The organism is Flavobacterium ginsengisoli, from assembly GCF_029625315.1.
Classification (GTDB): Bacteria; Bacteroidota; Bacteroidia; order Flavobacteriales; family Flavobacteriaceae; genus Flavobacterium; species Flavobacterium ginsengisoli.
The window spans coordinates 1633703-1654813 of sequence record NZ_CP121110.1; the positions used below are offsets into that span (position 1 = coordinate 1633703).

The window sequence follows — 21111 nt, forward strand, 5'->3', positions numbered from 1 at the left end:
GGTACTTAAACGAAAATCATGAAAGACATTGCCAATCGTTTCGTAGAAAACCCTTTACTATCTCCATCAGATTTACCACCAAGCAGAGAAGGTCTTGAAATCACTTGCTTATTAAATCCTGGTGTATTTCAATTTCAAAACAAAATCTGGTTGGCTGTACGAGTAGCTGAAAGACCAAAACAAATTGAGAATATCATTTCATTCCCGATTCTGACTGAAGCAGGAACAATTCAAATTATTGAAATTTTAAAAGATCATCCTGAACTTATAGCAACAGATGCACGTGTAATTAACTATCAAGGCGTTGATTATTTAACCACTTTGTCACATATTCGTTTATTATGCGGCGAAGATGGAAAACACTTTTATGAACCAGAAGGCTATCCGCATTTGGTTGGCGAAGGAATACTAGAAACTTTTGGAATTGAAGACTGTCGCGTCTCTTTAATTGAAGGAAAATATTACCTCACTTTTACTTCTGTTTCGCCAAGTGGTGTAGGCGTTGGTTTAAGAACTACTACTGATTGGAAAAATTTTAAGAAACATGGACTGATATTTCCTCCGCACAATAAAGACTGTGCTATTTTTGAAGAAAAAATTAATGGATTATTTTATGCCTTACATCGCCCAAGCAGTGTAGATATTGGCGGAAATTATATCTGGATTGCTTCTTCTCCTGATGGAATTCATTGGGGAAATCATAAATGCATTATAAAAACTAGGAAAGAAAGCTGGGACAGCAAAAGAGTTGGTGCTGGTGCCGCACCAATAAAAACAGATTTAGGCTGGCTCGAAATTTATCATGGAGCCAACGAATTTCATCAATATTGTTTAGGTGCTTTTTTATTGGACTTAAAAGATCCAGCAAGAGTGATTTCAAGAACCGAAACTCCAATTATGTTTCCTAAAACAAATTATGAGCTAAGTGGTTTCTTTGGAAATGTCGTTTTCACCAATGGTCATATTATCGAACCAGATGGCGATACATTAACATTATATTACGGCGCTTCAGACGAATTTGTTTGTGGTGCTCAATTTTCAATTAGAGAGATTCTTTCGTTACTTAAAAAGCTTTAAAACAAAAAAAAAAACTTGCTTAGATGTTTCTCTAAACAAGTTTTCTCTTTTTATAATCTAAAACTTTTATTTTAACTCTAAAATTAAAGATTCTGAAGGTTGGATTGAAATTTTTGCCTCTCCTTCTCCATTCTGAACTTTTAATACAAATGTTTTATTTTGATATAATTGTTCTTTCAATTGATATTCTCCATTTTTTAAATTCCATTTTGAAATAACCGATGAAGGAACTTTTAAATTAAATTCGCTTCCTTTCTCAGAAGAGAAATTAGCAATTACAATCAGTTTTTGATTTTCTGACCAACGTGCATAAGAGTACAATAACGCATCGTAACCTTCATTACTTTGTCTGTTTGCTGATTGAATTTCTTCAAAACTTCCCATCAAAGCACTGCTTTTGATTGTAAAATTCAATAAACGTTTGTAAAAATCACGCAATTCTTTTTCTGAAGCAGAAAGTTGTCCACCATCAAATTTACCATCATTCATCCAACGCTGATGATTTGGAACTCCGATATAATCAAAAATGGATGTTCTTGAGCGTTTTCCAAAACCTGCATCTTCATTTCCAGCCTCTCCTACTTCTTGTCCGAAATAAATCATTGTTGGAGAAGTGCTAATTGTTGCCGAAACAACCATCAGAGGTTTACCTCTTTCTGGCGTTCCTGCAAATTCTGGACTTGCTAAACGCTGTTCATCATGATTATCTAAAAAATGAAGCATATGATGTTCAATATCTGCCATTCCGTTTTGGATTTTTGTTAATTCATCAGGTGAAGATTTTCCTCGAATAACATCTTTCAGTTTATCATACGTTTCTACTTTATCGTACAAATAGTCCATTTTTCCTAAACGAATATAGTTTCGATATTCATTCGGATTATAAACTTCGGCCAATAAAAAAGCATTCGGATTTTTCATTTTAATTGATGAGTTCATATAACTCCAAAATTCATACGGAACCATTTCTGCCATATCATAACGAAATCCATCTACACCTTTTGCTGTCCAGTATAGTGCGATATCTCTAAACTTTTTCCAAGAATCTGGAACGTCTTTATCTTGCCAAAAAGCAAAATGTTCTTGATAGTTTTTTTGGTCAAAACCACTAGGAAGTTCAGAGAAATCTTTAATTCCGTCTGGACGCACTCCGTAATTTACTTTTACCGTTTCGTACCAATCGTTTTGGTCTGGCTTGAATTTTCTAGAACCATTTCCAGTCCATTTTGCTGGATTTTCATCAAATTTTCCATCAATTAATGGATTTTTTTCTCCATTTAAAGGAATATCTCCGTCCGGAATTTCAAAATGCTCTTTCGGAATATAATAGAAATTATTATCTCGTTTGTACTCAACAGAAACATCATCATCTGCACCAAAATCCCTTACGCCTGCAGGATTCGATTTCCCTTCATACTTTCTCGCAATATGATTCGGAACAATATCGATAATCACTTTCAAACCTGCGTTATGAGTACGTTTTATTAAAGCTTCAAACTCTTCTAAACGTTTTGCAGGATTTACAGCCAAATCTGGATTTACGTTGTAGTAATCTTTGACTGCATAAGGAGAACCTGCACGGCCTTTTACCACTTCTGGATCATCATTAGAAATTCCGTAAGCCGTATAATCATTTACCAAAGCGTGATGAGGAACTCCAGTATACCAAATATAAGTAACACCAAGATCTTTTATTTCATGAAGTGCTTTATCTGTAAAGTCATTAAACTTACCGACACCATTTTCTTCAATAGTTCCCCATGGTTTATTGGTTGTGTTTTTATTTCCAAATAGGCGCGTAAAAACTTGATAAACTACCACTTTCTTTTCTGCTGGAGTTTGCTCTTTTACTGTATTCATTTTTAAATCTTTTGTTTTACAAGCTGAAAATAGTATCGTTAATGTAATTCGGTACGCAATTATTTTTTTACTTATCATATATTTTTTGGGCTATACTTAACTTCGTTTTTAATTTTAATCTGGCTAAAAGCATTAAAACTAGTTTCTAAATGTAGCTCATTTTTTAAAATTTAGGATAACATCTGTTTAAAATGGTATCTTTAAAATCTAAAATACGGCAACTACAACGTGAGAGTTGGATGTTTTGTTGAAAAAATAATTAACATAGAACTTTTGGGTCGAATGTTGGCGAGTATTGATAAATTAATCCTAATATGAACCATTGGTTCTAACCTTTTTTATAAATTTGACAAAAATTTAATCAGTTGAAGAAATCACTATTTTTCATATTTTGTTGTCTGTTACTTAGTGTACAATTTATTTCTGCGCAGGCCAAAAAAACCACACAAGCTCCTAAAACTATCGTCATTGAGAATGCCGACTTTTCTGACGTGGATCAAGTTAATGTACCAGATGCGCTTTTACTTACCGGAAATGTAAAAGTTAATCATGACGGTGTTGTATTGACTTGCAATAAAGCTTATTTTTTTCAAAAAGAAAACTATCTAAAAGCATTTGGAAATGTACAATTAGTACAGGGAGATACTTTATTCTTAAATAGTAAATATGCAGAATATAGCGGAAATGAAAAGAAAGCTTTTGCTACAGGAAATGCCGTTTTAACTTCTCCAGATGCTACTTTGCAGACTGATACGATTAATTTTGATAGAAATGTTCAGGAGGCATTTTACAATACAAAGGGTACTATAGTAAATAAAGATAATACTCTGGTAAGTAAATCGGGAAGATATTTTGTAAAGGAAAAGAAGTTCCAGTTTTTGACTGAAGTTACGATTACAAATCCGAAATATGTGATTAAATCGAATCATTTGGATTATTACAGTAATTCTGGACATACTTATCTTCTTGGCCCTTCAACTATTACAAGTAAAGCCAACTATATTTATACTGAAAAAGGCTTTTACGATACGAAAAAAAACTTAGCTCATTTTCTTCGAAGATCTTATATAAAATATGACGACAGGCTTATAGAGGGCGATAGTTTGTATTATAATCGAAATATTGAATTTGCATCGGCAACACGGAATGTAAAAATTACCGATTCTATTAATAAAGGAATTGTAAAAGGCCATTATGCAGAGCTTTATAAGCTTAAAGATTCAATGTTTGTAACCAAACGAGCGGTTGCTATTAATTTGGTTGAAAATGATTCCGTTTACATTCATGGAAAGAAATTACTGGTAACGGGAAAAGAGGGAGAAAGAATTTTGCGTGCTTTTAATAATGTTCGTTTTTATAAAACAGATATGAGTGGCAAATGTGATTCTATACACTCAAATTCTAAAACAGCCCTAACTAAGCTTATTGGAAATCCGATTCTTTGGAATGGCGACAACCAAATTACAGGAGATATAATGCACTTGATTGGCGACAATAAAACAAGAAAAATTGATTCTCTAAAAGTATTAAATAACACATTTGTCCTCTCCAAGGATACTCTCGGAACCGGTTACAATCAGGTCAAGGGAATTAATTTGTTTGGGAAATTTCGGGATGGGAAACTACATGATGTTGATGTTATAAAAAACACTGAAGTCGTTTATTATATGCGAAACGATGCCAATGAACTAATTGGAATCAATAAAAATGTGAGCAGTAAGATCAATATGATCTTAGAAAATAATGCTGTTGAAACGATTACATTCTTCAATAAAGTTGATGGAGATATATACCCCGAAGACGAACTTCCTGAAAATGCTAGAAAACTTCGAGGAATGAATTGGCGAGGCGATGAAAGAATAAAATCGAAAGATGATATTTTTACCGCAGAAGAAAATGAAATGAATGAAAAACTGATTAAAGAAGGGAAAGAACAGGAAGAAAAAGGTAAAAACGTTCCGATGAAAGTTAGAAAAGAAACTTTGGATTACGACAAGAAGAATCCAAAACCTCCTATCAAAACAGAACCTCAGACTAAAGATAAAGATAAGTAATTTTATTTAGGACAGTCTCAGTAATGTTTACAGCTTCTTTGCGAATTATTATTTCGCAAAAATTAACCTAAAAAGTTAACCTAAGCGTAAAGCTAAAAAACCTTAGAACCTCAGTACCTTTGCTACTTTGAACCTCAAAAAAATGAATCCAGATTTTATAAAATACCAAGCGCAGACTTCTCCTTATCCACTCGGAATGGAAGTTTCACATGCCATTGGATCTTACATATACGACACAAACGATAAAAAATATTTAGATTTTGTTGCCGGAGTTTCGGCTTGTACTTTAGGACATCAGCATCCTAGAGTAAATCAAGCTATAAAAGATCAGTTGGACAAATATTCTCATGTAATGGTTTACGGAGAATATTCTCAAAGTCCTGCGGTTCAGTATTGCAAATTAATGGCTTCTCTCCTGCCTGAATCTTTAAACAAGACCTATTTGGTAAATTCGGGTACAGAAGCAATTGAAGGCTCTTTAAAACTCGCAAAACGAGTTACAGGCCGCAGCCAGCTTATTTCTTGCCACAATGCTTATCATGGAAACACGATGGGTTCTATGAGTGTTATGGGATTCGAGGAGCGAAAACAAGCTTTTAGACCTTTACTTCCAGATGTTGATTTTATTACTTTCAATAACGAAGAAGATTTACAAAAAATAACAACCCGAACAGCCGCTATTCTTTTAGAAACCATTCAAGGTGGAGCTGGTTTTATTCAGCCAGAAAATAACTTTCTTGAAAAAGTTCGTAAACGCTGTGATGAGGTTGGAGCTTTGATGATTGTTGACGAAATTCAGCCAGGTTTTGGAAGAACAGGAAAACTTTTTGGTTTCCAAAATTATGATGTTGTTCCAGATATCGTGGTTATGGGTAAAGGAATGGGTGGCGGAATGCCAGTTGGCGCATTCACCGCTTCTGCCGAAAAAATGGATCTTTTAACTGAAAATCCAAAATTAGGACATATCACCACTTTTGGAGGTCACCCTGTCATTGCGTCAGCTTGTTTGGCTACTTTGCAAGAATTAACTGAAACAAATTTAATGGCAGAAACGCTGGAGAAGGAAAAACTCTTCAGATCGCTTTTGGTACATCCTTTGATTACAGAAGTTAGAGGAAAAGGATTAATGCTTGCCGCAATGACAGAATCGGCAGACATTACAAACGAAGTCATTTTAACCTGTCAAGACAGAGGTCTTATTTTATTCTGGCTTTTATTTGAAGGATGCGCAATACGAATTACACCTCCTTTGACTATTTCTGAAGATGAAATTAGAGAAGGCTGTGCTATTATTTTAGACGTTATGGACGGAATAATAAAAAAGAATAACAATTAAAAACAAAATTATTTGAGTGCTGTTTTTAATAAAAATAACAGAACTTAATACTCAATTTGTATTTCGGTTAAATCTTTTAGTACAAATAAAAAAATGACAAAACCGAAGCTAATCCCCTAATAATAAAGGAGATTTCTTCCCAAAATAGAATAAAAAACGCTATATATTGTTAATTAAATTGTTCAAAACAATTAATTTCTTATCCTTACAACAACTATATGGTTGCCTAAATTTATATCAGGCTAATTTCAAATATACGAAGTATGCAATTAAGCAACGAAGAAGAAGATTATAACCTATCCCTATCCAAATTTGAGTCGATGTTAAAAACCAACAAAGTACTCTTTTTTGATTCTGAAGAATTCGAAGAAATCATTCTTCATTATTTAGACATAGGTAAGGCTAATTTAGCAAAGAAGGCCTTAAAACTTGCTTTAGACCAGCATCCAAAATCTACAGGCTTAAAATTAGTACAAGTAGAAATGCTAGTCTATGATGATAAACTTGAGATCGCTGAAAAGCTTTTGAATGAGTTATACGCAATTGAACCTAACAACGAGGAAATCTATATCCAGAAAGCCAATATCTGTTCCAAAAGAGACCAGCACGAAAAAGCAGTAGAGCTTTTAAAAATTGCGCTTCAATACACTGATGATTATGCAGATGTGTACAATTTGATTGGAATGGAATATCTTTTTATGGATAATCTCGAAATGGCAAAAGACAGTTTCATCAAATGTCTTGAAGAAGACTTAGAAGATCAATCTGCTCTCTATAACGTAGTGTATTGTTTTGAATTTTTAGATCAAAACCAAGAAGCTATTGTATATCTTAACGAATATATCAACAGAAATCCGTACAGCGAAATTGCATGGCATCAGCTTGGACGTTTGCATTATGGCGTAAAAGAATATGAAAATGCTATTCGAGCATTTGATTATGCAACACTGATTGATGATGAATTTTTGGGTGCTTTTATGGAAAAAGCAAAAGCTTATGAGCGCCTAAAAAAATACAACGAAGCAATCGAAAGTTATAACAGAACTATCGAATTGGACGATGCGACTTCGTATGCTCTTCTTCGAATTGGTAAATGTTATGAAAAACTTGGAAATTTAGCGAAGGCAATCCAATATTATAACCAAACTGTACACGAAGATCCGCTTTTAGATAAAGGTTGGATTGCGATTACAGATTTTCATCTTCGTCAAAAAAACTATCAAAAAGCATTATTTTTTGTAAATAAAGCTTTGGCGATTGACAATCAGAATCGTTTGTATTGGAAAAGATACGCAACAATCAACAAACAAATGAATTTCTTTGAAGAAGCCGAATTTGGCTTTAGAAAAGCAGTAGAGTTTGGCGATTATGCATTAGACACTTGGTTATACTGGGTTGATATTCTTCAGTTTTTAGGAGAATTTGAAACTGCAATTCAAACCTTATTGCAAGCTTCCGAATATTTCCCTGAAGAAAATGAAATCGAATATCGTTTGGCTGGATTGTATTTTATGATTCAAGACAATACAAAAGCTAAATTCCATTTAAGCAATGGTTTACGCCTAAACTTTGACAATTATATCTTGATCGAAGATTTGTTTCCTGTGGTTTGGACAAAAAAAACAGTAAAAAATTATATAGAAAAACATCGTAAATAAGAATGGTTGATATTTTATTAAGAAGACGTTTTGGATTATTAGGACGCAACATAAGCTACTCTTTTTCAAAAGGTTATTTTACAGAAAAATTTAATAATGAAGTTTTTGCTGGTAACAGCTATGAGAATTTTGACATTTCGGAGATTAATTACTTTACAGAATTAATTAAGAACAATCCTGATTTAAAGGGTTTAAATGTTACCATTCCGTACAAAGAACAAGTTATTCCATTCTTAGATAAATTATCAAAAAAAGTAGCTTTAATTGGCGCTGTAAACACCATTAAGTTTACCAAAAATGGTAAATTAAAAGGCTACAACACCGATTATTACGGATTTAAGAAATCTCTAAAACCATTACTAGAGCCACATCATAAAAAAGCACTTATTTTAGGAACAGGTGGTGCTTCTAAAGGTGTCGCTTTTGCTTTGGATGAATTGAATATTCCCTACACTTTTGTCTCTAGAGAAGCAAAAGAAAACATTATTGATTATGATTTAATCAATGCTACTACTTTTGATAATTTTCAAATCATAATCAATTGCACGCCAGTTGGAACGAGTCCAAATATTGATGCTTGTCCAAATTTACCTTACGAGTTTTTTACAGAAAAACATATTGCATACGATTTAATCTACAATCCAGCAGAAACCACTTTCTTGAGAAAAGCAAAAGAAATGGGAGCTGTAATAAAAAATGGACATGATATGCTTATTTTTCAAGCCGAAAAAGCTTGGAAAATCTGGAACAAATAAAAAATTAAAATGTTAAAGTAATTTTCGTAAATTAGTCTACTCATTTGCAGACAGTTATGGAAAAACAACTACTTTACTTTAGCATTTTTTTCTTATTACATTTCTTGCAGTGGCTCAAGACGAGGACATCGACAGAAGCAATAGTCCATTTGCCGAACCTCGTTATCATTACTTTCTGCAAACCATTTTACTGTACAACGAATACTTAGACACTAAGAACGGTTCGTATAATACCACAAATTTGCGTGTTTTACAGCCAATAGGCAACAAAGCTTGGAATCTGAGATTTGATTTACCTTTAATTTCGACCAACTCCAATTCTATCAATCAAACTGGACTTGGCGACGTAGGTGCTGGAGTAAGTTTTATTCCTTATTTTAAGAAAAATAACGGAATTGGACTTAGAACCCGTGTCATCTCAAATTCTGCCGCAGATCCAAGTTTTGGCACCGGAAAATGGGTTGTTATCCCTGCCGGTATTTTTGCAAAATACTTCAATCACAAAAGATTTTTATGGTTTGCAACTTTGGAACATTCTCAAAGTTTTGCAGGATCCAGTAACCGAAGCGACATAAGCGTAACCTTACTAGAGAATAACTTGTTATGGTTCTTTGGCAAAAATTGGATTGCTACAGATGTAGCTTTTAGATACAATTACATTCTAGAAGGATTTCAAAATAATGCTTTTATGGAATTTGGTCGAAAAATAACCCCAACAAACTTAGTTTATGTACACCCAAGCGTAGCTTTTGGTGGCGAAAAATCGTATAATTTTGGTATGGAAGTCGGTATGCTAATTTTGTTTTAATTAGGAACAAACTGCTAATTAAGCTTTACTTTTATGATTTATTTATTTTTTTTATTTAAAAATCTCAAAAAGTATTATTTCAATCTTATCAATTAAAACACCAAAAATTAATATATCATACTGCTCAATTGAATTAAACAATAAGAATTTTGTCGCAAATTAGCGTATAAACAAAGGATTTATTTTGTAGTTAGAAACACCTTTACTATCTTTCGCTCTGTTTAAAATAAAAACCTTAAACATTTTTAAAGATGTTAGAAGAAAAGAATGATAACCTGCATGAAGCAGACGGAAAATCTGGAATCGAAATAAATGATTCTGTAACAAATGAAGCAATCGAAATATCAGATTCTGAAAATTTGACCGAAGATTTGGTCTCAGGAACTGAATTGGGACAACAGGAAAATGCTCATCAAGAAGCATTGGATGTTATTACAAATTCAAATGCTGCTGAAGGCGAAGACGAAACTTTGAAGGAACGTCATGACATTCCTATGCAAGATTACAACACGTTTTCTCTAGACGCTCTTGTTGATGAATTAAAAAAACTGGTTAATACAGATAAAGTGATGTCTGTAAAAGATCATATTGAAGAAATCAAAAAGGCTTTCTTATTACAATACAATCACCTTATTGAGGAGAAAAAAGAAGAATTTTTAGCTTCTAATCCAGATCCTAATGAAGAATTTGAATATCATCTTCCTTTAAAATCAAAATTTGATGAATATTATAATGTTTTTAGAGAGAAAAGAAATGCTCACTTTAAACATTTACAAACTAATCTAAAAACCAATTTAGATGCTCGTTTGGCTATTGTTGAAGAATTGAAAGAATTAATTAATCCGCAGGAAAACATTAAAGACACTCTTAAACATTTTAATGAATTAAGAGAAAGATGGAAAAATGCAGGAGCGATTCCGAAAGACAAGTACAATCACGTTTGGAATAATTACCATTTTCACGTTGAAAACTTCTATGATTATCTTCACTTAGATCGTGAGGCTAGAGATTTAGATTTTAAACACAACTTAGAATTAAAGCAAAAAATCATAGCTCGCGTTGAAGAATTGGTTAACGATACCGATGTGAGCAAATCTTTCCGTGAATTACAAGATTTACACAGAATCTGGAAAGAAGAAATTGGACCAGTTTCTAAAGAACATCGTGATGTAATCTGGAATCAATTTAGCGAATTGACTAAAAAAATACACGATAAAAGAGAACTTTTATTTGAAAGCCAAAGAGCAAATGAGCAGAAAAATCTGGAAGTAAAAAAAGAGATTATTGCTAAAATTGAAGCGCTTGGCGGCGAAAAAGTAAATTCTCACTCACAGTGGCTTGTTCAAATTCAGAAAGTAGAAGATTTAAGAAATGAGTTTTTCGTTGCAGGAAAAGTACCTTCTGAAGTAAATGAGGAAACTTGGGCAGCTTTTAAAACTGCAGTTAGAAATTTTAACGCTTTCAAAAACTCTTTCTATAAGGATATCAAAAAAGATCAGAACGATAATCTTAATAAAAAACTGGCTCTTGTTGCTAAAGCCAAAGAATTACAGGAAAGCACCGATTTTCAAGCTACTACACCTGTAATGAAACAAATCCAGGAAGAATGGAAGCAAATTGGCCATGTTCCTAAAAAGTATTCAGACAAAATCTGGAAAGAATTTAAAGATGCCTGCAACCATTATTTTGATAAATTAAAAGAGCATAAGTCTGAAGAAAATAGTGATGAAGTCGCTGCTTTTGACAATAAAAAAGCATATCTAGATACTTTACGAGCTTTTCAATTAACAGGAGAACACAAAACAGATTTAGATGCCATAAAAGCACATATTGAGACTTGGAAAGGCTTTGGAAAAGTCCCTTTTTCAAGAAGACATATTGAAGGAAAGTTCAATAAAATATTAGATGCTCTTTTTGAAAAACTAAGCTTAAGCAAAAAAGAATCTGAAATGATGCGTTTTGCAAACCGCATTGACTCACTAACCGACAGCAACGATACGCGTAAACTAGACAATGAAAAAATCTTTATTATGCGTAAAATTGAAGAAGTTCAAAATGAAATTTTCCAATTAGAAAATAACATTCAGTTCTTTACTAACACCAAAAATGCTAAAAAGGAGAATTCAATTGTTACAGAGGTTCGCAAAAACATTGCAATTCACAAAGAAAGCCTTGAAGTTTGGAAAGATAAATTGAAACAACTTCGAAACTTAGGACAAGAGTAATTCTAGTCGAATTCTAAAAATAATAAAGTGTAACAAGCAATTGTTACACTTTTTTTTGCACTTATTTTTTAGCGCCAATCCGCAAAAATTTTTAAATATATAAGGTTTTATAAAAGCACAAAGTTCGCAAAGCTTTATTTAAAAACTTTGCGAACTTTACGTAAATCTTTGTGCGCTTTGCAGTTAAATCGTCATTCCAAAACCTAAAACTTAACAATCTCATTAAATTTCATAAAACTATTCTTCAAAATATTGATTATATTTGAGTTACCACTATTCATTAACATCAAACGAATAACATTTAATACTAATTTTTAAATAATTAAGAATATGAAATTTACAAGAAAAGCACACGCCAACTGGAAAGGAACCGGTATGGAAGGAAAAGGAACAATAAGCACGCAAAGTACAACTCTAGATAACGCACAACTGTCTTTTAAGACAAGATTTGCTGATGGCGTAGGAACGAATCCAGAAGAATTGGTTGCAGCAGCGCATTCGGGCTGTTTTACAATGCAGTTAAGCTTTTTACTTAATGAAGCTGGCTTTACAGCAGATGACTTAACCACAGAAGCCACAGTAACTTTTGAAGATGGATCAATCACTTTAATTCATTTAGATTTAAAGGGGAAAGTTCCTTCAATTTCTGCAGAAGAATTTGCTTCTACTGCGGCAAAAGCAAAAGAAATCTGTCCAATTTCAAAACTATTGAATACTACAATCACTTTATCAGCTGAGTTAATCGGCTAAAAGCATAAAAAAAACCATTCACCGCGGTGAATGGTTTTTTTTATTTTTAAAAAGCGACGAATTACATTTTTGCTTTCAAAGCTTTAGCTTCTGCAGTCATTTCAAGAGCGTTATAAACTCCCAATAATGTTTTAGAAACATCCTCGTTTTTAGGATCTAATTCGTTAGCTTTTTTAAGGTAAGGAATAACTCCTTTGAAAATAGTTTCTCTTTGAGCTTTTAAAACATCGTAACGTTTCATGTCTTTAGCCGAAGTTCCCAATTTATTCATTTCATCAATGATTGGTTTTTCAGCTTCTAATTTTAAAGCGACAAGGTTTAAGTAAGCATTTGTATATTCAGGATTGATTTCAATTGCTTTTAAGTAATATTTCTCTGCATCAGCATTATTCTTAGCTCCAGCGCTAATAACTCCTAAATTAAATACTAAGTCAGCATTTTTAGGATCTTTCTCTAAAGCTTCGTTAACTAATTTTTTATACATATCGTAGTCTTTAGACTCTAAGTATAAATTAGCTTCTGTTAAGATTAAAGAACTATCATCTGGATTTGCTTTTCTAGCATCAGCGATTGCTTTTTTAGCATCTTCTGTACGTCCTTTTTGAACCAAGATTAATGCTAAGTTTTTGTAGATCTCACCTCTTTTAGAAGGAATAGCTTCAGTTTTAGGTTTTTCGTGAGTTCCTAATTTAACAGCCAAATCTCTTTCTTTAGCATTAGCAAAGTTATCTTCATTACCATTAGCTTTATTCATAGCTAAGTATAAAGTTCCTTTTCCAGAAAAGTTTAATTTTTTCAACTCTTCATACATTGGTAAAGCAAGATCAAAATCTTGTGAATTCACAGCTGTAGAAGCCGCATAATACAAGTTAACTGTATCTTTTTTATCTAATTCGTATGCTTCGTACAATTTTTTAGCACCATCAGCATGCTTGTTAGCTTGAGTATCAGCAATTGCAGAATTAATCAATAATCCTTTAATGTTAGTAATTGACGCTGCTGCTTGTGTAGAATATTTTTGTTTTCCAGAAGCTTTTTCTACATCAATTAATTTTTTGTAGCTGTCTGCAGCTGCCAATAGGTTTTTACCTTCGTCAACCTTTTTATTTGCAAGGTCAAGAAAAGCATTTCCTTGAATGAAATAATATTGTGCCTGCTCTGTATCTTTAGCATTTGCAATTAAGCTTTCTGCATCTTTTAATTGTGTAAGAGCTCCTTGTGCATCTCCTCCTTTTAATGCTTTTTCAGCATTCTTAATTTGATCTTTTTGAGCAAACGTAGCTACAGAGATCAGTAATGCTGATGCAAGTATTACATATTTACTTTTCATAATGGTATTTGTTTGTATTTAATTTTTTGTTTGTACTTATTCTTCAGATTCTTCGTCCTCTGCGTCAGCATCGTCCTCATCTTCTATTTCTTCATCATCAGAGTCATCGTCATCTTCTGCAGCTCCGTCATCTTCAAGAACCTCTAGATCTGGCTTCACTCTTTCAATTACAGTTTCGATAACATTACCATCTTCATCGACAATAACTTCTTCGGCGTCGTCTTTCATTACAGTTGTTACAGCAGCGATAGAATCTTTCCCTTTAAGGTTAATCAATCTAACACCTTGAGTAGCACGTCCCATAACACGTAAATCTTCAATTGCCATTCTAATGGTTAATCCCGATTTATTGATGATCATTAAATCGTCAGCATCTGTAACAGCGTTAATAGAAATCAGTTTACCTGTTTTTTCTGTAATGTTAAGCGTTTTAACTCCTTTACCTCCACGGTTTGTAATTCTGTACACATCTTCTCCGTCTTCATCAACCAATTTAGTACGTTTTCCGTATCCATTTTCGGTTACAACTAAAATCTGAGATTCTGTAATATCATTTTTATCAACAGTAACCATTCCAATTACTTCATCCGTTTCATCTTTCAAAGTAATACCACGAACTCCAGAAGCTGTTCTTCCCATCGGACGTGTTTTAGTTTCTTCAAAACGAACTAATTTACCAGACTTAACCGCTAAGATAATTTGGCTCTCTCCGTTTGTTAACTGAGCACCAAGTAACTCATCACCTTCTTTAATTGTAATAGCCGCAACTCCATTTGCTCTTGGTTTAGAATATTTCTCTAAAGAAGTTTTCTTCACCTGACCTTGTTTTGTTACCATTACAAGATTATGCGTATTGATATAATCTTTGTCTTTTAAGTCTTGTGTACAAATGAAAGCTTTAACTTTATCATCGCTTTCAATGTTTACCAAGTTCTGAATTGCTCTACCTTTTGCGGTTTTACTTCCTTCTGGAATTTCATAAACACGCATCCAGAAACATTTTCCTTTTTGGGTAAAGAACATCATATATTGGTGGTTTGTTGCCACGAACATGTGCTCTAAGAAATCTTGATCTCTTGTTCCTGCACTCTTCTGTCCAACTCCTCCTCTATTTTGCGTTTTATATTCTGTAAGGTTTGTACGTTTGATGTAACCTGCATGAGAAATGGTAATAACTACATTTTCGTCAGCAATTAAATCTTCAATACTTACATCTCCTCCAGAATATTCAATTTGAGAACGTCTTTCGTCACCATATTTATCACGAATTTCAGTTAACTCTTCTTTAATCAAATCTGTTCTCAAATTAATATCTGCTAGTAAAGCTTTCAAATGCTCAATTAACTTCATTAATTCTTCAAACTCAGCTCTTAATTTATCTTGCTCCAGACCTGTTAACTGACGCAAACGCATCTCAACAATAGCACGAGCTTGAATATCTGATAGTTTAAATCTTTCGATTAATTTTTCTCTAGCTTCATCTGTATTTTTAGATCCTCTGATTAACGCAATTACTTCATCGATATTGTCAGAAGCAATAATTAATCCTTCTAAAATATGCGCTCTTTCTTCAGCTTTACGCAATTCAAATTGCGTTCTTCTTACTACTACTTCATGGCGGTGCTCAATAAAATAATGAATCATATCTTTTAGATTCAGCATTTGAGGACGGCCTTTTACTAATGCAATGTTATTTACACTAAAAGAAGACTGTAATGAAGTATATTTATACAAAGTATTTAAAACCACGTTTGGTGTAGCATCACGTTTCAAGATATAAACGATACGCATACCATTTCTATCCGACTCGTCACGAATATTGGCAATACCTTCAATTTTTTTCTCGTTAACCAAATCAGCTGTACGTTTGATCATTTCAGCTTTGTTAACCTGGTATGGAATCTCAGTAACGATGATACATTCTCTTCCATCAACTTCTTCAAAACCAACTTTCGCACGCATTACAATACGTCCTCTACCTGTTTTAAAAGCTTCGCGAACACCTTCGTAACCATATATTACACCACCAGTTGGAAAATCTGGTGCTTTAATATGCGTCATCAATTCGTCAACTTCAATATCATTATTATCTAAGTATGCTAGAGTACCATTGATAACTTCAGTTAAATTGTGTGGTGGCATATTTGTCGCCATACCAACTGCAATACCTGTTGCTCCATTTACTAATAAAGTAGGAACTTTTGTAGGCATTACTTTTGGTTCATATAATGTATCGTCAAAGTTTAATTGAAAATCAACTGTTTCTTTTTCGATATCGGCCATAATCTCTTCAGAGATTTTACGCATTCTGGCCTCAGTATAACGCATTGCTGCAGGACTGTCTCCATCGACAGATCCAAAATTACCCTGTCCATCAACTAATAAATAACGCATACTCCATTCCTGTGCCATACGCACCATTGCATCATAAACAGAGGTATCACCGTGTGGGTGATACTTACCCAGAACCTCCCCTACAATTCTCGCAGACTTTTTGTGGGCAGATCTTGATGTTACACCTAAATCATACATTCCGTAAAGAACTCTTCGGTGCACTGGTTTCAAGCCATCTCTAACATCAGGAAGTGCTCTCGATACAATTACTGACATCGAATAATCGATGTAAGCTGACTTCATTTCATCCTCTATGTTAATAGGAATTAACTTTTCTCCTTCAGACATAAGTTGTTATATTAAATAATTATATTAGTTATCAAAGCGTGCCAAGATACGTTTTTTTAAAATTTTTTCAGCTATTTCCTTACACTTATTTGAACGATTTATTAACAACTTTATTTTGGCTTTTAGTTAATAAATTAAGCGTTTTTTAACTCTTTTATTATCTTTTTTTTCGTCTATTAGCTGACAGTAGTTCTAGAAGGTACGGTTTTTGTTTTTAAAACAGTAATTCACTAAATTTACAATACCAATTATATATTATGGATGATAATTTTTCACCAAGAGTAAAAGATGTAATTACGTACAGTAAGGAAGAAGCTCTTCGTCTAGGGCACGACTTTATTGGTACTGAACATCTTATGCTAGGTATTTTAAGAGATGGTAACGGAAAAGCTATTCATATACTTAATAACCTAGCTGTCGATTTAGATCATTTACGCAGAAAAGTAGAAGTACTTAGCCCTGCCAACCTGAGCGTTGAAGTAAATGCAGAAAAGAAAAACCTTCATCTTACCCGACAGGCCGAAAGAGCCCTGAAGACCACTTTTCTTGAAGCAAAAGTATTTCAAAGTTCATCGATTAGCACGGCACATTTGCTGTTATGTATCTTGAGAAACGAAAACGATCCAACAACCAAGCTATTGAATAAACTAAAAATAGATTATGACGTAGCTAAAGAACAGTACTTAAATATGACTCCAAACGAAGAAGAATTCTTAGAAAACTTGCCAAGAAACGAATCATATAATGATGATTCAGGACAAGATGACAGTCTAAAAGAAAGCAGTTTTAATAATCCCGCCAATAAGTCAAACAAAAAATCTAAAACCCCAGTTCTAGACAATTTTGGGAGAGATTTAACAGAAATGGCTGAGGAAGGAAAATTAGACCCTGTTGTAGGACGAGAAAAAGAAATTGAGCGTGTATCGCAAATTTTAAGCCGTAGAAAAAAGAACAATCCGCTTCTTATTGGAGAGCCTGGAGTTGGTAAATCTGCTATTGCAGAAGGACTTGCTTTACGTATTATTCAAAAGAAAGTATCTCGTATTCTTTTCAATAAACGTGTTGTAACTCTTGATTTAGCAAGTTTAGTTGCTGGAACAAAATACAGAGGACAATTTGAGGAAAGAATGAAAGCCGTGATGAACGAACTTGAGAAAAATGACGACATTATTCTTTTTATTGATGAAATCCATACTATCGTAGGTGCTGGTGGAGCAACAGGTTCGCTTGACGCTTCAAATATGTTCAAACCTGCTTTAGCAAGAGGCGAAATTCAATGTATTGGTGCTACTACTCTAGACGAATACAGACAATATATTGAGAAAGATGGCGCATTAGAAAGACGTTTTCAAAAAGTAATTGTTGAGCCAACTTCTGTTGAAGAAACAATCGCTATTTTGAATAACGTAAAAGACAAATACGAAGATCACCACAATGTAACATATACACCAGAAGCTATTGAAGCTTGTGTTAAACTTACAGATCGCTATATGTCTGAGCGTTTCTTACCAGACAAAGCTATTGATGCTCTTGACGAAGCTGGATCTCGCGTACACATTACCAACATTGATGTTCCGAAACAAATTTTGGATTTAGAGCGTCAACTGGAAGAAGTTCGCGAAATGAAAAATATGGTAGTTAAAAAACAAAAATACGAAGAGGTCGCCAAACTTCGCGATGACGAAAAACGTATCGAAAAAGATCTTGCTTTAGCACAAGAACAATGGGAAGAAGATTCTAAAAACAACAGAATTGAAGTTACAGAAGATAATGTAGCCGATGTTGTTTCTATGATGACTGGAATTCCTGTAAACAGAATTGCACAAACAGAAAGCAACAAATTGGCTCAATTGCCTGAATTGATTCAGAATAAAGTAATTGGTCAAAATGAAGCCGTTCTTAAAATTGCACGTTCTATTCAACGTAACAGAGCTGGACTTAAAGATCCAAACAAACCAATTGGTTCGTTCATTTTCTTAGGTCAGACTGGGGTTGGTAAAACGCAATTGGCTAAAGTTTTAGCAAAAGAATTATTTGATTCTGAAGATGCTTTAGTTCGTATCGATATGAGTGAATACATGGAGAAATTTGCGATCTCTCGTTTAGTTGGAGCGCCTCCAGGATATGTTGGATACGAAGAAGGAGGTCAATTGACTGAAAAAGTTCGTAGAAAACCATATTGTGTTGTTCTTTTAGATGAGATCGAAAAAGCGCATCCAGATGTATTTAATATGATGCTTCAAGTTTTAGATGACGGATATTTGACAGATAGTTTAGGTCGTAAAATTGACTTTAAAAACACTATCATCATCATGACATCTAACGTTGGTGCACGTCAGCTAAAAGATTTCGGACAAGGTGTTGGATTCGGAACTGCTTGCAAGAACAGCACAAGCCGACGAAAATTCGAAAAGCATTATCGAAAATGCTTTGAAAAAAACTTTTGCTCCTGAGTTCTTAAACAGAATTGATGACGTAATTGTATTTAATGCATTAGAAAAAGCTGATATTGATTTGATTATCGAAATCGAATTGAAAAAACTTTATTCTCGTATTGCAGAGTTAGGTTACAAATTAAGCTTAACCGACAAAGCAAAAGCATTTATTGCCGAAAAAGGTTTCGACAAACAATTTGGAGCGCGTCCTTTAAAAAGAGCAATTCAGAAATATGTCGAAGATTTGTTAGCAGAAGAAATCATCACCTCTAAAATTCATTCTGGCGATGAAATCATGATGGATTTAAAAGATGATTCTCAAGAATTATCAGTCGAAATTCACAAAGCAGAAGAACCGACTAATCAATAAATTAGTCAAAAATTATAACACATATAACATGCCCGTTACGTTTTCATAACTTAACGGGTATTTTTTTTATTAAAAATCACTATCTTTAGTAAAAGCAAATAGCTATTTTTGAATTTAAATTCTATAATAAAAAAACAAAATATGCTTCAAAACAAAGTCATTTTAGGTAGCGAAGAATGGTGCGCATTTCCAGAATTAGGAATCCCGACAATTAAGGCTCGTGTAGATTCTGGCGCCAAAACTTCGGCAATGCACGCTTTAAACATAGCTCCTTTTATAAAAAATGATGCCAATTGGGTTAAATTTGATATTAATCCAATTCAGAATAATATTAAAACCGTTATTCACTGCGAAGCGCCACTGGTAGACAAAAGGATCGTTAAAAGCTCAAGTGGTTTTAGAGAACACCGTTATGTTATTCAAACTAGTCTAAAAATTGGCGATACAAAATGGCCAATTGAAATGACCTTGACTAATCGCGATTCTATGGGCTTTAGAATGCTTTTGGGCCGTGAAGCTATGAGCGGAAGAGTTTTAGTCGATCCAGAACAAAAATACCTTTTAGGACAGCCTACGGCAGAATCTTTAAAAGAATTATATCAAAATTCTGAAAAAGCAAAAACCGGCTTGCGAATTGGTCTTTTAGCCAGCAATCCTGAATTATACAGCAATAAAAGAATCATGGAAGCCGGCGAAATGCGCGGTCACGAAATGCATTTCCTAAACATCAAGGAATGTTACATGAAATTGGATGCCAAAAAACCTGAAATCCACTACAGAGGCGGAACAATCTTAAATGAATTTGATGCTATTATTCCAAGAATTCGTCCGAGTATCACCTTTTACGGCTGCGCTTTAACACGTCAGTTTGAGGCTTTGAAAGTCTTTGTTTTAAATTCATCAACAGCGATCACACAATCCAGAGATAAATTATATTCTTTACAATTGCTTTTAAATAGCGGAATCGATATTCCAACTACTGGTTTTGCCAATTCTCCGCTTGACACAGACAACTTAATCAAAATGGTTGGCGGATCACCTTTAATTGTAAAATTATTAGAAGGAACACAAGGAAAAGGGGTTGTTTTGGCCGAAACCAAAAAAGCCGCAGAAAGTGTTATCAACGCTTTTAAAAGTTTAAATGCTAATATCTTAGTTCAAGAATTCATTAAGGAAGCTAACGGAAAAGATATTCGTTGTTTTGTAATCGACGGAAAAGTGGTTGCCGCAATTCAGCGTGAAGCAATGCCAGGTGAATTTAGAGCAAACATTCATTTGGGCGGAACTGCATCTGTCATAAAAGTAACTGCCGAAGAAAAAAAGATTGCAATTAAAGCGGCAAAAGCAATGGATTTAAAAGTTGCTGGTGTTGATATTATCCGATCTTCTAAAGGACCATTATTACTTGAAGTAAACTCTTCTCCAGGTCTTGAAGGAATTGAAGGTGCAACCAACAAAGATGTAGCTGGAGAGATGATTAGAGCTATTGAAAAGAATTTTAAACTATAATTAAGTTCAGTTCATTTAAACTTAATTTCTCATAAATAATTTAGTCGCTTTGCCAAAGCTTAAAACCGAAGGCATAAGAAACTTTCATAAAAAAATAAATCATAAAATTGTTTTGCGCATTTTTGTCATTTCGACGAAGGAGAAATCTCTGTTAGAAGCTCGACAAAGATTGGCCTTTCGTTACGGAGTTACTTGTGGAGATTTCTCCTTCGTCGAAATGACAAGATTGTGGTTACTTTTGTAATATTAAAGTTCCTTAGCC

Annotated in this window: 12 protein-coding genes and 1 pseudogene; 10 read left to right on the forward strand and 3 right to left on the reverse strand. The window is 33.6% G+C overall.

From position 1 onward, the window contains the following. Positions 1-18: 18 nt before the first annotated feature. Positions 19-1077 (forward strand): glycoside hydrolase family 130 protein, encoded by a 1059-nt coding sequence (locus tag P5P87_RS07575; protein ID WP_278022131.1) that lies wholly within the window; start codon positions 19-21, stop codon positions 1075-1077. 66 nt (positions 1078-1143) lie between these two features. On the opposite strand, the gene P5P87_RS07580 is transcribed toward P5P87_RS07575, so the two are convergent. Continuing rightward, complete coding sequence (locus P5P87_RS07580; RefSeq protein WP_278022132.1) at positions 1144-3015, reverse strand: alpha-amylase family protein; 1872 nt, start codon at positions 3013-3015, stop codon at positions 1144-1146. Between the two features lie 287 nt (positions 3016-3302). Here P5P87_RS07580 and P5P87_RS07585 point away from each other — a divergent pair, with 287 nt between their 5' ends. From P5P87_RS07585 to P5P87_RS07615, 7 genes are all read left to right on the forward strand, one after another. Next, the gene (locus P5P87_RS07585) at positions 3303-4991 is read left to right on the forward strand and encodes an OstA-like protein (protein ID WP_278022133.1); all 1689 of its coding nucleotides are present in this window, start codon (positions 3303-3305) and stop codon (positions 4989-4991) included. Between the two features lie 142 nt (positions 4992-5133). Then, positions 5134-6327: an aspartate aminotransferase family protein gene (locus P5P87_RS07590; protein ID WP_198857206.1), complete on the forward strand. Its 1194-nt coding sequence runs from the start codon at positions 5134-5136 to the stop codon at positions 6325-6327. Positions 6328-6590: 263 nt separating this feature from the next. Next, positions 6591-7985, forward strand: coding sequence for a tetratricopeptide repeat protein (locus P5P87_RS07595; RefSeq protein WP_278022134.1), 1395 nt, complete (start codon positions 6591-6593; stop codon positions 7983-7985). Positions 7986-7987: 2 nt separating this feature from the next. Beyond that, the gene (locus tag P5P87_RS07600) at positions 7988-8740 is read left to right on the forward strand and encodes a shikimate dehydrogenase family protein (protein ID WP_278022135.1); all 753 of its coding nucleotides are present in this window, start codon (positions 7988-7990) and stop codon (positions 8738-8740) included. A gap of 109 nt (positions 8741-8849) precedes the next feature. After that, complete coding sequence (locus P5P87_RS07605; RefSeq protein WP_278022136.1) at positions 8850-9548, forward strand: lipid A phosphoethanolamine transferase; 699 nt, start codon at positions 8850-8852, stop codon at positions 9546-9548. A 251-nt stretch (positions 9549-9799) separates the two neighbouring features. After that, entirely contained in the window at positions 9800-11773 is a 1974-nt protein-coding gene (locus P5P87_RS07610; protein ID WP_278022137.1) for a DUF349 domain-containing protein, read from the forward strand. A gap of 330 nt (positions 11774-12103) precedes the next feature. Further along, positions 12104-12523 (forward strand): OsmC family protein, encoded by a 420-nt coding sequence (locus tag P5P87_RS07615; protein ID WP_278022138.1) that lies wholly within the window; start codon positions 12104-12106, stop codon positions 12521-12523. A 61-nt stretch (positions 12524-12584) separates the two neighbouring features. Here the strand turns inward: P5P87_RS07615 and P5P87_RS07620 are convergent, their stop codons facing one another. Next, complete coding sequence (locus tag P5P87_RS07620; RefSeq protein WP_278022139.1) at positions 12585-13853, reverse strand: tetratricopeptide repeat protein; 1269 nt, start codon at positions 13851-13853, stop codon at positions 12585-12587. Positions 13854-13889: 36 nt separating this feature from the next. Further along, positions 13890-16535, reverse strand: coding sequence for a DNA gyrase subunit A (gene gyrA / locus P5P87_RS07625; protein WP_278022140.1), 2646 nt, complete (start codon positions 16533-16535; stop codon positions 13890-13892). Between the two features lie 257 nt (positions 16536-16792). Here gyrA and P5P87_RS07630 point away from each other — a divergent pair. Together P5P87_RS07630 and rimK are read left to right on the forward strand one after the other, a co-directional pair. Next, positions 16793-19340: pseudogene (locus P5P87_RS07630) on the forward strand (ATP-dependent Clp protease ATP-binding subunit). Positions 19341-19481: 141 nt separating this feature from the next. Next, the gene (gene rimK / locus P5P87_RS07635; protein WP_198857198.1) at positions 19482-20849 is read left to right on the forward strand and encodes a 30S ribosomal protein S6--L-glutamate ligase; all 1368 of its coding nucleotides are present in this window, start codon (positions 19482-19484) and stop codon (positions 20847-20849) included. Positions 20850-21111 lie beyond the last annotated feature (262 nt).